Here is a 12,806-nt window from a genome sequence, read left to right as displayed (position 1 = left end):
AAGGTCGTTAATGTATTCTATGGAACAGATCCCATGCATTATGACCGAACGAAGCAAAGGAAAATATAAAGATAGCACTCGCTCAAGCGAATGCCATTATCTTTATTATGCCTCATGTATTAAATTATCATATTCATCCGCAGACAATAATGTTTCCAGTTCTTTTTCATCTTCTACTTCTACTATGATCATCCATGCTTGATCATATGGAGACTCATTAATTAATTCAGGATTGTCATCCAAATGATCGTTAACCGCTACGACTTTACCTGTCACAGGGGCATAAATCTCCGAAACAGTTTTTACCGATTCTGCACTGCCAAAAGGTTCACCGGCTTTTACCTCATCTCCTGTCTCGGGAAGTTCAATAAATACAATGTCTCCTAATTCGGCTTGTGCATGATCTGTCACGCCAATCTTCACCTGATTGCCGTCTCTTTCTATCCATTCATGCTCTTTCGAATATAATAAATTATCTGGTATACTCATTGGTACATCCTCCTTCTACTATTCCCAGGTTTCGGCATATTCCGTTTGTTTAAAACCAACCGTAGCTTGTTTCTCCCCAATGGTTAGCGGGCGTTTAATCAACATACCATCTGAGGCTAATTGAGCAAGTATTTCGTCTTCTTGCATATCCTTTACTTTATCTTTCAGACCAAGTTCACGATACTTTTTACCGCTCGTATTAAATAATTTCCTTGCCTCCAGCCCACTCTTGGATACTACCTCTTTCAGTTTCGCTTCACTGGGCGGCTGTTCTACTATATGTATCGCTTCATACGAAATATCATGTTCATCCAGCCATTTCTTTGCTTTTTGACAAGTACCACACTTTGGATACCAATAAAATTGTAGAGTCATTCTAATCCTCCTTTAAAAACAACCTATTGATCATATTTTAACCAAAAGCAGGAATAAAAACAAATAATCTAAATAAGTTGAATGAAATAATTTCTCATGGATCGGATAGATGCTCTTGGTTCATTTACGCAGTAAGATGAGATAACCATTCACATGAATAGATCAAACGAGGTATTATCAGGAAATTAAGTTCCACTTATATAAATGTTTTTACGATAAGGATAAGATTGGTATTCTCGTCGAAACGACAACCTTTATTGATGAAACATTGCAGACTATTTTACAAATCGTAATGATTACAATACAATAAATATAGAAGAGGAATGCTCATCGAAACTCGATTTGTGCAAAGGAATTTAAATAAATGCTGATTTATGCGATAATATATAGAGTGACTATCATTCGTTTCGTTCGATGGAGGAGCGATTGTCATCGTGTTATCTAATCTCGAAACTACGTAATGGCTAGCAGTGCATATAAATGGGGGTGAATATAGGATGGACACACAAGAAGCATTAACCACCTTAAAGGAAAAAGGTTATAAATTCACTGATAAACGGAAGCATATCATTGACTTTTTTGCTAAAGAGAACCGCTATCGAACCGCAAAAGATCTATTGGAAAATATGGAACCTCATTATAAAGGGATTAGCTTTGATACTATTTATCGTAACCTTCATTTATTTGTGGATTTAGGGATTCTTGAAGCAACGGAGTTAAGTGGTGAAAAACATTTCCGACTCAAATGTGGACAAGAACATCACCATCATTTCATCTGTAAAAAATGCGGAATAACCAAAGAAATCCGTTTTTGCCCAATGGAGCAAATCACCCAAGAGCTGCAGCAATTCGATATCGCCGATCACAAGTTTGAAATATACGGATACTGTCCTGCTTGTCAATAATAAAATAATCAAACATATTTAAAAAGGTCAACAGCTTCTGCGGTTGGCTTTTTTATAGGAAAGTATTACTGGAAGCAGCTTCCCATTTTACACTGTCTAAGTCTCCAGATTGTATCCATCAACCTGGAGACCGTCGTTTTAGGACAGGGCATTTTTGGCCAATAAAGAGATCACCATATCGTCCATCGGCGGATTGTGTAAGCCTGCCCGCACATCTCGATAGTATTGTTCAAAAGGTAGCTGTTTGGATAGTCCTCTACCACCAACAATACGCATTGCCAAGTCCACTACATCGTTTGCATGGTTGGTTGCCGTCCATTTTACAGCGCCCAATGCATTCATTAACTCCCCGCGACGATCCGGGTATTTATCCCATTTCTCGGCTACACTGTACATAAAATGGCGAGCCTGTAATAATTTCAAGTCCATTTCACCAATTTTTTGCTGAATATGTTCTACTTCTGCAATGGGTTTGTTTAAACTATTTGGTTGAAAGCTTTTTGCAAATTCGATCGCATCATTACGTGCTGCGATCGCGATACCCAAATAACATGCTGGAATATGTAATAACCAGCCATTTGGTTTTGGTTTGCTAGGTTTGTCATTTAATTCCACAACGTGAGCCTTCGATACCCGTACATGATCAAAGACCAGGTCATCGCTACCGGTTCCTCTCATGCCAAGCGTATCCCAGGTTTTGTCCACGCTAATGCCCGCTAAGTCGCTAGGGACTAGAATCGCTCCTACTGCCTCTTTATCCTCAACATAAGCACTAATAATGTAATAATCCAATACTTCCGCCATACTTGCAAAGCTTTTTCTCCCGCTGATGATGTAATCTTCTCCATCAGGAATGGCTCTCGTTTCTGGCATTCCGCCTCTTGTCGGACTTCCTGTTGCAGGCTCCGTATTGCAGCGATTGATCAGCTTCTGGTTATCTCCAATTTCTTTTGCCAAATAGTCCAGGTCAATTTGCTCCCATTGATTTTCTTCAAAAATCTGCTTAATACCACTTAAGTGCCATCCTACCGAAAGGGCAGTTGCCCCATCTCCTTCTGCTAGCTTTTCTTGCAACAATAAAAATTCATACAGTGATATATCGTCTCCATGATAGGCTGCTGGTAAGGTCAATGATAAATAATGACTCTTCTTTAAATCTGTCAAATTTTCACGTGGTAACGTAGCCGTTTGATCGCCTTGTTTTCTACGTTGTCTTACCTTATCTGCTAATTCGGCCGCTCGCTTATATAATAGCTCTTGACGTTCTGTTTGAATAAACTGATTAGAAAAATGCATGATCCTACCTCCTTCGTATTCCTTTCTCATAAATTAATGATAGCTAAAATCACGAATTATTACCACTAATTCATTCGGAAATGGAGAGTAGTTACATCGGAATTCAATACATAGCCAAAAGAAGGATAGTTTGGTATAGTCATATAGGAGTGAAATTCAGAAATTATTGAGGGGATACTTATGCAACAATGGAGTAAAAACTTTGCCACCTATTTATTGGGCCTAATCATTTTAACACTTGGTATTTCCCTTACGATTCAATCCCAGTTAGGGGCTTCCCCATTCGACGCTTTATTAGTGGGGTTATATCGAACGTTCGGACTATCTATCGGAAGTTGGGAAATTGTCGTCGGTTTCACGATTGTCGTAGCTAATGCCATTGCTGTCAAGCAAAGACCGGAATTGACTGCCCTTTTAACCTCTTTCATTACAGGTATTGGGATCGATACATGGCTTGTCATTCAACGACCATGGTTAGAAATGTCTCAATTATTCGGACAATCGCTGGTATTAATACTCGGTATCGTCTTATCAGGAATAGGTATTGCTATTTATCTTGAATCTAGTTTTGCTCCAAACCCAATGGACCGATCAATGGTGATATTAACCGATAAAACAAATTGGTCGCTTGGCAGATCCAGGGCCATTATTAGTGTGGTTCTTGTTATCATCGCCTTGTTCTTTCATGGGGATGTTGGGGTAGGTACTTTGCTTAACGCCTTAACCAGCGGCATCGTGATTCAATTCGCTAGGCCTTATGTTCAAATGATACAAAAGAAACTACAAACTGCTTCTGCTTCCGTTCGTTATGATACCAAGTGATGAGCTTGTCTCCTGAACAAACGAGACAACCATAATAGTTGAGATTTCATAACAAAAACGAAGATCTGCTGATAACAGTTCTTCGTTTGAATGTTTTCTCTGGAGATTTACTTCTCTAGTCCTCTACAACTTGCTGTACTTCATCTGCTTCCTGGACAGTTAATACTTGATCAAGATCCAGCAGTAATATCATACCTCGATCTTCTATTTTGGCCACACCTTTTAAATAGCGGTAATCAATATGTTGAACCAACTCAGGTGCCTCATCAATTCTTTCTGGATCAATATCCAACACATCGGTCGCCTCGTCCACAATAAAGCCAACCTGCACATCTCTTACATTAGCAATTAATATTCTTGTCTGATCATCTGTTTCCGTTTGCTCTAACCCTAGTCTTGTTCGCAAATCAATAATAGGAGTTACATTACCACGCAAATTAATAATACCTTTAATAAATTCGGAGGTTTGCGGAATGGGAACAATTTCTTCTAAACGCTCAATCGATCTGATTTGTGCGATACTAGCGCCAAATTCTTGCTGATCTAGTTTAAAAATAATCGTTTTCGTTACGATGTCTTGCACCATTTTCTATCACCTGCCTGTTTCATCATTTAATAAGATCGACATCTTCATATTACCAATATCCTCGTATTGAATCATTACCTCTAACGCGCGCTTGAAACCAGATAATTGTGTCACCCCATTCATGATGGTAGGATGTGTAATATCCGTTTCAATGCCTGCATTTGCTAAGTGGGTAGACAATCCTCCCGCCAGCATATTGCCTAGCTCGCCTGAGAAGGAGTCCAGCATTTCATCTGGAAGCGACATACCATACAGTAACCCCCCAATTTCACGAAAAACAGAAGGATCTGCTTGAATGACCAAATCTCCTTTGAAATTGCCATTATATCCGATTAGCACGCCATACTTTACCTCAATTGACTTAGTAGTTAATTGAGGCGCTGCAAAATGCTGCTCTGTCTTTATTATATTTTGAATCGTCTTCACCGATCCATTGTAAAGTTCTTTAATTATCATATTAGCTGACAAGCCTATAACAGCTGACATATAATACCCCCTTATTATAACACATTTCATTTTTAGTCATAAAGACTTATGAAAGAAACTGGATACTTTAAACAACCCCTCATTACTTTCCCTTTCATTAAGTGAAGCTTTATTCAACAGGGATCTCTTCCTAATTGAATATTTGATCATTTAATTGGCCTTTATCATTTATCCTTAATGACTATTTTGCCCTATGTTTATTTTACTATATTAAGCCCAAATAAAAAAGGAGCTATTTCAAATATTTTTTAATATATAAGTTGAGTTAAATAAATTTTGATTGATCTGATAGGTGCCTTTGATCCGTTTACGCGGTATGAATTACCATGCACACGAATGGATCAAACAAGGTATTATCAGGAAATAATGCAAGCAAAGACTTACTTGTAACACGTTTTTGTTACATTTATAAGTTCAACTTATATAACTTCTGTTTGAAGTACTTCTTTCCTATCGTAACCCATAATCTAATATCATGGTAACAGTCAATTTTACACAACTATCGTATAACCGACCAACATACGCTATAATAAGCAGTAGGATAAGACAGCAAAAGGAGGAACGATTTTGTCAGATATCTTGTTACAATTTGATTTTGAGAAACAAACCTATCAGTTCCAGCATCCAGCAAAAATTTGGAAAACATATAAGATAGACGAGATCGAAGAACTGATTCACCAGCTAGAGAAGGCTGTTGATCAAGGTTACTATATAGCTGGTTATCTCGCTTATGAAGCGGCCCCTGCCTTTGATGCAAACTATGCTGTATCTCCAAATGCTTCTATCCCACTATTATGGTTTGCTGCTTTTGATCAGCCTATCGTGGGAGATACAGCAGATAAGGAGACAGGCTATTCCCTGACAGATTGGAATAGTGCCACAAATTACTCCACCTACCGTGAACATATTAATAAAATTAAAGAAGCGATCGCTGCTGGTAATAGCTATCAAGTAAACTATACAACTCGGTTGCATGCTGATTTCACTGGTAATCCATACTGTCTCTATCAACAGCTGCGGGACAATCAAGCTGCTTCCTATTGCGCTTTTTTAGATTTGGAGGAGTTTCAAATTTTATCGGCGTCCCCGGAATTATTTTTTCGTGTAGAGAGTGGGATAATCACTACCAAACCGATGAAAGGAACGAGAAAGCGAGGGAATACATCGCAAGAGGATGAACTGCTTAAACAAGAACTTTTGCAATCGGAAAAAGATCGAGCAGAGAATCGAATGATCGTCGATTTGCTTCGTAATGACGTTGGCCGAATTGCTAAGGTTGGCAGTGTTAAGGTGAATAAACTATTTGACGTAGAAACCTATCCGACCGTACACCAAATGACTTCTACTATCACAGCGACTTTAGCTACGAATCGCATGTTTGATTGGTTTAAAGCTTTGTTTCCATGTGGTTCCATTACTGGTGCGCCAAAGATAGAAACAATGAAACTAATAGAGAAATTAGAAACAGAACCTAGGAATATCTATTGTGGTGCTATCGGCTTTATTACACCAGAGCGTAAAGCCATTTTTAATGTTCCTATTCGCACGGTTTTAATAGACAGACAACAAGCTACATATGGCACGGGCAGTGGCATCACCTGGGATTCGAATATCGATGAAGAGTATGATGAACTCTATCAAAAAACTAAGGTGCTGCAACCTTATACGAATTATGCGTTAATTGAAACGATGAGACTAGATAATGGAAGTTACCCATTACTTCCTTATCATCTAGCACGTTTAAAACAATCCTGTACCTATTTTGCCTATCGATTTAATCGTGAAGAGATTCAGGACAAGTTAACACAGTTAGCGCAACAGTATCCAAACGGCCAGTATAAGGTAAGACTTATACATCAGCATCAGACCAACCTTTCCATAACAGAACTACCAGCTAGTGATCGACAACAATTAGCTGTAATTGCACCTTACGCGATTAACCCAGACGATCGTTACCTCTATCATAAAACAACCAATCGAGGATTATATGAAACGGTCGATCGTGAAAAACCAGAAAAGACCTTTACTTCGTTATTATGGAATACAAAAGAACAAGCGACTGAATTCACTACAGGTAATCTCGTAGTCGAAAAAGAGGGCCGCTATTATACACCTCCTGTAACCGATGGATTATTGCCCGGCACCCTGCGTGAAAAGCTTATCGATCAAGATCTTTTGATAGAAAAGAGCATTGCCTTACAAGAACTAGCTGATTATGAAAAAATATGGTTTATTAACGGATTAAGAGGTTGGATAGAGATAGAGTTAACAGATGAACAAACAAAACAGTCGCCATCGATATAAAAAGTTTGTTACTATATAAAGAAGGTATTATATAGAGGAGGTTTGTAGATGAATGCATACGAAGAATATATGAGAGAAATTACGCAAGGTATGAGAGATGAACTGACGACGGCTGGTTTTAACGAACTAAACACGCCTGAAGCAGTAGAACAGTTTATGGATAGCAACCAAGGTACGGCACTAGTTGTCGTTAACTCTGTATGTGGTTGTGCAGCTGGTCTGGCTCGTCCGGCAGCCGTACGGTCATTAGCACATAATAAAAAACCAGAACAACTGGTCACCGTTTTTGCGGGACAAGATCGTGAAGCAACCAACAAAATGCGTGAATATTTTGAAGGTGTGGAACCATCTTCCCCTTCCATGGCCATTATCAAAGATGGAGAATTACAACACTTTATCCCTCGCGAGCAGATTGAAGGGGCTGAAGTAGAAGATATTATCCAGCAATTAACGAATAGCTATGATCAATTTTGCTAAAGACAAGGAAGGCTTCTTATCGTAAAAGATAAGGGGTCTTTTTTATGATGGTTAAAGAAACACAAATCGAGCGTATCATTGCAATTAATGATTAGTTTTTATTTTATAAGGTTTATTTTAATACGAATAGGGTAAAAAAGAATAGGAGGAAGTTTAGGTAAACAGCTGCAGTATTATTCATCATGGTCGTTTGGCTTATTGGTGATTACACAAAAGTGGACGAGGTATCTAACCACGCCCACTTTGTAAATATTCTATTTCGATCTATAATCTAGTTAATAAAGATTTAAAATTAGTTAGCTACACGACGTACATGTCCGCTAAATTTCTGTGCCCAATAGCCGCTTCCCATGTCAGCAATTGCTACACCAGATGAGCTTTGAGATCCAATGAATTTGTTATTTCCTAAGTAAATACCGACATGACCATTGGTTTTATAAGTATTGAAGAATACTAGATCCCCTGGTTGCATATCGCTTGGAGAAACCTTTGAACCAACGGATGATTGGCCAGCTGTACTTGCTGGCAAGTTAATTCCACCTTGTTTAAATGCCCAGCTTACAAAACCAGAACAGTCAAAACGTCCATTAGCAATATCATAACTGCTTCTTCCGCCGCCAAATACATATACTGAGTTTCCAATATATTTCTTACCAGCGTTCATGATTGTTTGGATACCACCACCACTAGGAGCTGGGGCAGACGCTGTTTTTACCTCGGGTTTCTTGTCCTTGGATGAACTAGACTCTTCACTAGCTTGACTATCAGAGTTACTAGAATTATCTGATGATTCCTCACTGCTTTCATTGGATTCATTAGAAGATTCTTCATTTTCAGCGTTAGCTGCTGCTTGTTCTTCCGCCAAACGTTGACGCTCTGCTTCTGCTTCTTCCGCTTCTTTCAAGGCTTGTTCTTTATTAGCCAATACTTGGTCTTCGATGTGTAAGTCCGCTAAAATATCACTATTTTCTTCTTCTTTTTGCGCCCATTCTACTTTTAATTCTTCATTTTCGTCTTTTTGTGCAACGATTTGCTCTTGCATCTCTTCGTACTCTGCCTTCGAATCTTCTAAATCTGCTAGTTTTTCATCAAGTTCTTTTTTATTTTCTTCAACGGCAATCTTATCTGCTTCTTGTTTTTCAAGTAATTCTTTGTCTGCATTGGTAATCTTATTAACTTTAGATACTCGATCAATCATATCAATGAAATTATCTGCACCTAAAACCACTTCTAAATAACCTTTAGATCCACCATTTTCCTGTAATGAGGAAATACGTTCTTTAAGGATTTCATTGCGTTGTTCCATGTCTTCCTCGATTTCTGCAATTTCTGCTTCTAAGTCGCTAATTTCCTGTTCTGCTTTTTCGATTTGATTTTTGGTTTTGTCAATTTCTTTCTCATTGTCTTCAATTGCTTCATCTAGACGTAGTATTTTTTCGTTTAATTCTACTAATTCCGTTTTAATCTCTTCAATCTCTTGTTCCTTTTCGCCAATATCCGCTTGTACTTCTGATCGTTGGGATTGAACTTCTTCTTTTGTCTCCGCACTAACGGAGGAGGCAAATAACAAACTAGATACTACTGAAAGAGCAATGACCGAATTCTTTACCGTTACTTTACATTCTCGCATTAACAATTCCCCTACTTTCAATCTTTTTTTTATTCTATGTATAATCCCTTGTCCTCAAAGGACTTCTTGTTGTATTTCTTTTGAACCAGACTCAGTGTAACATACACAGATTTCAATCATGTTATATGCATATTACATTTTTATTTCAAAATCGAGAATTTATTTATCGGCTTTTGTCAAGAAAAAAATGAAAAACTTAGTGTTTACCGTCGCTTTGCCGTTTATCTTGATTTCAAAAGGATTTTCATGGTAATTTTACGCAGCTATGCAAATTGTAAAGAAAAAAATATTTTTTGTACTTATCAAGTAAAATAGTACTGCGTCTATAGCTGTTGTTTTTATTTGCTAGAATAAACGTAGTTTTAAGTAACAAAAACGTGTAACAAGCAAGTCCTTGCTCGCATTATTTCCCTGATAATACTTCGTTTGATCCATTCGTGTAAATGGGTCAAGAGCACCTATCCGATGCATAAGACATGATTTCATTCCACTTATCGGTATCGCGGTTCATTCCATGTCCATATCATTTCAAGTCCTATTATGCCAAGAATTATATTATTTCTTTACTTAAAAAATAAACGAGAGCAACTACCAAGATGCTCTCGCTCCCTTTATTATCTTTAAATTACCAATTAGCACAGCTTCTAACCTGGTACGACTGTTTTTTATCCCATTTATCTACTGTTTTTTGGTATATTTCATTTCCAAGATTCAAACGATCAAAATCATTAAACAGCTCATAGTATTCCGTTACCCTTTTTCTAATATCCTCCTCCGTTTCTAACGTCACATGACTACAAGTAGATAGTGTATAGGAGCTATCTGTATCCGAAATGAGCGACGGTATTCGTTGAAAAAGTATACTTAGCTCTCTAAAAGCCGTTCTCATCGAACTGAGATGATGATATTCATCTTCTGTTAAAGCTTGATTCTTCCTAAAACTTATTCGTTCAGAAATGACTTGTAAGGATTTTTCTATTGCCACTTGTCTCTCCATCCAATAATTCACAGAAAAATCAACGTAATGATCATCTTCTACCATGTATGCTAGCTAATCCACAGACTCTCTAAATTGATCCCCTATACTTGCTTCTAGTTCGTTCGCATATGCTTTATCTTCCTTCATTTCTGAAACATACAACCAGCTGAGTGTCGCAACCACTAGCAAGAGTAATCCTGTAGTAGTTATAACGTATTTATTTTTGAAAATTCTCATAACTTCACTCCAGTACTTGATAACTTTGTGTAAAGTAGCTTTCTACTTCTCCCACTTTTTTTGTATAAAAACGAAAAGCGTCTCTTCCGTAAATATCAAATTGAAAGTTGTATTCAAGTTTTCTTTCGCCTGGAACTCGTTCAAAGCCTTCATCAGTAGGTATTTGTAGATCGTAGCCTAAATATATTAGATCACCAGGTTCTTTGAAAAATACACCTTCTAATGAATAACTGTAATAGCGGATTGCTTTATTCCAAATTGCTTCTTGACCAGAAATACTGTCTGGATAAGGAACAATATTACTTGTTTCTTTCTCCTCCTTAAAATCTATAACATCGATCATTTTCGGAATATAATGATACTTGCCAAAATCAAGTAAACCAATAAGCGATTTTACATTCACAGTTATGTCAAAGCCTTTATATTGAGCAGTTTTCTCTACTCTTGAAATGATTTCCGAATCACCAGTCATAATCCCACTGCTTACCTTAGGATTTTTTATTCTATAATAGGCAATATCATTCACCTTATCTAGCCTATTATCCTCAACTACATAGTTAAAAGCACTCCAATTACGGCATTAGTACTTTTTACAAAGTAATAATAATCGGTCCTTCTTTAGTGAGAATAACCGTATGCTCGTATTGAGCCACAAAGCTTTTATCGGTTAAGCAGGTCCATCCATCTTCAGATTGGAAAACTTCCTCTTCCAGAGTAGAAATCATAGGTTCAAAGGCAATGACCATCCCATCTTTTAAAATCTCATCATCCCATCGGGTAAAGTAATTGAAAATATGTGTTGGTTCTTCATGAATCGAACGGCCAATACCATGTCCAGTAAGATTTTTTATGACTGTTAAGCCATTCTGTTTCGCTACATGGTGTACAGCTTTTCCGATCGCGCTTTTATTCGAACCTGGCTTTGCCTTTTTTAGTCCAGCATCGAATGCTTCTTTCGCAACATCACATATTTTCTGTAAAGTCGCCTCTCCTTCTCCTACCACAAAGGAAATTCCAGTATCTGCAAAATACCCGTTTTTTGAACCTGAAACATCAATATTTACTAGATCCCCTTCTTGAATAGTCCTTTTTCTCTTTGGAACCCCATGTGCTACTTCTTTATTTATGCTAATGCACGTATATCCAGGAAAGTTATATTCTCCTTTGGGGGCAGATTGAGCTCCTGCTTTTTCAAACAGCTCTCCTGCTATTTCATCGAGTTCTTTTGTAGTAATCCCAGGTTTTGTACAATGGACTAATTCATCTCGAATGGCCCCACAGATTTCACCAATTACTTTCAATCCATTAACATCCTCTTTATTTTTTGCGACCATTCATATCCCTCTTTTTTAACTATTTTATGATTTATATTTCATTTGGTTTTTAACATAGGCACAATAGCCATTTCATGTTAATTATCACATATCACACTGTGTTCAAAATAGAATCGACTGATTTCAACCTTGCGAAAGCGAAGTATTTAGTTATACCTGAATTATTCACGTAAGTTCTTTCATACGTTGAAAACACCTATATATCAAACGATATAGCCCCACCCTGTATTCATCAAATAAATGAAAAAAGAATCTATTTCTGATAAGGTTAAAGTACCACCAAAACCAAACAAAACGGAAACTTACTACGAAGAAACCGTGTATCAAGCGACTTTATGGACCAAGCCCAGAAAAGTGATCATCCAGTCCATTCGTCCAGCTAGGGAATTGTTCTTCACGCATGCTTTCTTTGTCACGAATCTAACCAATGTCTTCTCCTCTAAAACGATCGTACGCTCTTACCAAAAAAGAGGAACGATGGAAAACTACATTAAGGAATCTAAAAATGGGGTCCATCTGGATCGCATGAGCAGCTATCATTTTGCCTGTAATGAAGTGCGGATGATGCTTAGTCTGTTGGCGTACAACCTGACGAATTGGCTGCGTACATTTTGTTTTCCCAAAGAGCAAAAAAACATGCAGCTCCAAATGATCCGAACGAGAATTATTAAGGTTGCCAGTAAGTTGGTAAGATCTGGACGCTCGTTTTATGTTAAATTAGCTTCCAGTTTTGTATATGCCACCTTTTTCTGGGATTTTTTACAGCGCATTCAGCGATTACAGATAGAGAGTGAGTCTCTATCAACGTAAGCGGTCTCCATTTTTATAACAACTTCGTCCGACCAAGGGAGTCGTATGTCTAAAAAACGGATGGACTTAGTCCATC

The 12,806-nt window shown here is 37.7% G+C and carries 15 protein-coding genes; 5 read left to right on the top strand and 10 right to left on the bottom strand.

Features of this window, described 5'->3' with window-relative positions; translation table 11 throughout:
- Nucleotides 1–105 precede the first annotated feature (105 nt).
- Nucleotides 106–489: a glycine cleavage system protein GcvH gene (gene gcvH, locus E0E32_RS10460; RefSeq protein WP_066192491.1), complete on the bottom strand. Its 384-nt coding sequence runs from the start codon at nucleotides 487–489 to the stop codon at nucleotides 106–108.
- Between the two features lie 18 nt (nucleotides 490–507).
- Nucleotides 508–864 carry an arsenate reductase family protein gene (locus tag E0E32_RS10455; protein ID WP_066192489.1) on the bottom strand — a complete coding sequence of 119 codons (357 nt, stop codon included), beginning with the start codon at nucleotides 862–864 and terminating at the stop codon, nucleotides 508–510.
- A gap of 497 nt (nucleotides 865–1,361) precedes the next feature.
- Here E0E32_RS10455 and E0E32_RS10450 point away from each other — a divergent pair, with 497 nt between their 5' ends.
- Complete coding sequence (locus E0E32_RS10450) at nucleotides 1,362–1,769, top strand: Fur family transcriptional regulator (RefSeq protein WP_066192487.1); 408 nt, start codon at nucleotides 1,362–1,364, stop codon at nucleotides 1,767–1,769.
- Nucleotides 1,770–1,907: 138 nt separating this feature from the next.
- Here the strand turns inward: E0E32_RS10450 and E0E32_RS10445 are convergent, their stop codons facing one another.
- Complete coding sequence (locus E0E32_RS10445; protein ID WP_066192485.1) at nucleotides 1,908–3,065, bottom strand: acyl-CoA dehydrogenase family protein; 1,158 nt, start codon at nucleotides 3,063–3,065, stop codon at nucleotides 1,908–1,910.
- Nucleotides 3,066–3,245: 180 nt separating this feature from the next.
- On the opposite strand from E0E32_RS10445, the gene E0E32_RS10440 reads away from it, so the two are divergent.
- Complete coding sequence (locus tag E0E32_RS10440; protein ID WP_130859730.1) at nucleotides 3,246–3,887, top strand: YczE/YyaS/YitT family protein; 642 nt, start codon at nucleotides 3,246–3,248, stop codon at nucleotides 3,885–3,887.
- 115 nt (nucleotides 3,888–4,002) lie between these two features.
- On the opposite strand, the gene E0E32_RS10435 is transcribed toward E0E32_RS10440, so the two are convergent.
- Complete coding sequence (locus tag E0E32_RS10435; RefSeq protein WP_286171869.1) at nucleotides 4,003–4,473, bottom strand: chemotaxis protein CheW; 471 nt, start codon at nucleotides 4,471–4,473, stop codon at nucleotides 4,003–4,005.
- Between the two features lie 6 nt (nucleotides 4,474–4,479).
- A complete protein-coding gene (locus E0E32_RS10430) occupies nucleotides 4,480–4,959 on the bottom strand; it encodes a chemotaxis protein CheX (protein ID WP_066192480.1) in 480 nt (159 codons plus the stop codon).
- A 567-nt stretch (nucleotides 4,960–5,526) separates the two neighbouring features.
- Here E0E32_RS10430 and pabB point away from each other — a divergent pair.
- Together pabB and E0E32_RS10420 are read left to right on the top strand one after the other, a co-directional pair.
- Complete coding sequence (gene pabB, locus E0E32_RS10425; RefSeq protein WP_066192476.1) at nucleotides 5,527–7,263, top strand: aminodeoxychorismate synthase component I; 1,737 nt, start codon at nucleotides 5,527–5,529, stop codon at nucleotides 7,261–7,263.
- Between the two features lie 48 nt (nucleotides 7,264–7,311).
- On the top strand, nucleotides 7,312–7,740 hold the full coding sequence (locus tag E0E32_RS10420) for a BrxA/BrxB family bacilliredoxin (protein ID WP_066192473.1): 429 nt from the start codon (nucleotides 7,312–7,314) through the stop codon (nucleotides 7,738–7,740).
- A gap of 292 nt (nucleotides 7,741–8,032) precedes the next feature.
- Here the strand turns inward: E0E32_RS10420 and E0E32_RS10415 are convergent, their stop codons facing one another.
- From E0E32_RS10415 to map, 5 genes are all read right to left on the bottom strand, one after another.
- A complete protein-coding gene (locus E0E32_RS10415; protein ID WP_066192471.1) occupies nucleotides 8,033–9,370 on the bottom strand; it encodes a C40 family peptidase in 1,338 nt (445 codons plus the stop codon).
- Between the two features lie 625 nt (nucleotides 9,371–9,995).
- Nucleotides 9,996–10,379: a hypothetical protein gene (locus tag E0E32_RS10410; protein ID WP_165445016.1), complete on the bottom strand. Its 384-nt coding sequence runs from the start codon at nucleotides 10,377–10,379 to the stop codon at nucleotides 9,996–9,998.
- Nucleotides 10,380–10,421: 42 nt separating this feature from the next.
- Nucleotides 10,422–10,586, bottom strand: a complete 165-nt coding sequence (locus E0E32_RS22210) for a hypothetical protein (RefSeq protein WP_161485711.1) — start codon at nucleotides 10,584–10,586, stop codon at nucleotides 10,422–10,424.
- A gap of 4 nt (nucleotides 10,587–10,590) precedes the next feature.
- A complete protein-coding gene (locus E0E32_RS10405; RefSeq protein ID WP_066192468.1) occupies nucleotides 10,591–11,112 on the bottom strand; it encodes a hypothetical protein in 522 nt (173 codons plus the stop codon).
- A 64-nt stretch (nucleotides 11,113–11,176) separates the two neighbouring features.
- Nucleotides 11,177–11,920, bottom strand: a complete 744-nt coding sequence (gene map / locus E0E32_RS10400; protein ID WP_066192466.1) for a type I methionyl aminopeptidase — start codon at nucleotides 11,918–11,920, stop codon at nucleotides 11,177–11,179.
- A gap of 255 nt (nucleotides 11,921–12,175) precedes the next feature.
- Here map and E0E32_RS10395 point away from each other — a divergent pair, with 255 nt between their 5' ends.
- Nucleotides 12,176–12,730, top strand: coding sequence for a transposase (locus E0E32_RS10395; RefSeq protein ID WP_262361333.1), 555 nt, complete (start codon nucleotides 12,176–12,178; stop codon nucleotides 12,728–12,730).
- Nucleotides 12,731–12,806 lie beyond the last annotated feature (76 nt).

Source organism: Gracilibacillus phocaeensis (assembly GCF_900626275.1).
GTDB classification, from domain to species: Bacteria; Bacillota; Bacilli; order Bacillales; family Amphibacillaceae; genus Gracilibacillus; species Gracilibacillus timonensis.
The sequence above is the reverse complement of the archived record's forward strand: the minus strand, read 5'-3'. Positions and strand labels throughout refer to the sequence as shown.

Excerpts from the sequence above, each read along its gene's own strand:
- gcvH (WP_066192491.1), bottom strand. The coding sequence starts at position 489 with ATGAGTATACCAGATAATTTATTATATTCGAAAGAGCATGAATGGATA.
- E0E32_RS10455 (WP_066192489.1), bottom strand. The coding sequence starts at position 864 with ATGACTCTACAATTTTATTGGTATCCAAAGTGTGGTACTTGTCAAAAA.
- E0E32_RS10450 (WP_066192487.1), top strand. The coding sequence starts at position 1,362 with ATGGACACACAAGAAGCATTAACCACCTTAAAGGAAAAAGGTTATAAA.
- E0E32_RS10445 (WP_066192485.1), bottom strand. The coding sequence starts at position 3,065 with ATGCATTTTTCTAATCAGTTTATTCAAACAGAACGTCAAGAGCTATTA.
- E0E32_RS10440 (WP_130859730.1), top strand. The coding sequence starts at position 3,246 with ATGCAACAATGGAGTAAAAACTTTGCCACCTATTTATTGGGCCTAATC.
- E0E32_RS10435 (WP_286171869.1), bottom strand. The coding sequence starts at position 4,473 with ATGGTGCAAGACATCGTAACGAAAACGATTATTTTTAAACTAGATCAG.
- E0E32_RS10430 (WP_066192480.1), bottom strand. The coding sequence starts at position 4,959 with ATGTCAGCTGTTATAGGCTTGTCAGCTAATATGATAATTAAAGAACTT.
- E0E32_RS10420 (WP_066192473.1), top strand. The coding sequence starts at position 7,312 with ATGAATGCATACGAAGAATATATGAGAGAAATTACGCAAGGTATGAGA.
- E0E32_RS10415 (WP_066192471.1), bottom strand. The coding sequence starts at position 9,370 with ATGCGAGAATGTAAAGTAACGGTAAAGAATTCGGTCATTGCTCTTTCA.
- E0E32_RS22210 (WP_161485711.1), bottom strand. The coding sequence starts at position 10,586 with ATGAGAATTTTCAAAAATAAATACGTTATAACTACTACAGGATTACTC.
- map (WP_066192466.1), bottom strand. The coding sequence starts at position 11,920 with ATGGTCGCAAAAAATAAAGAGGATGTTAATGGATTGAAAGTAATTGGT.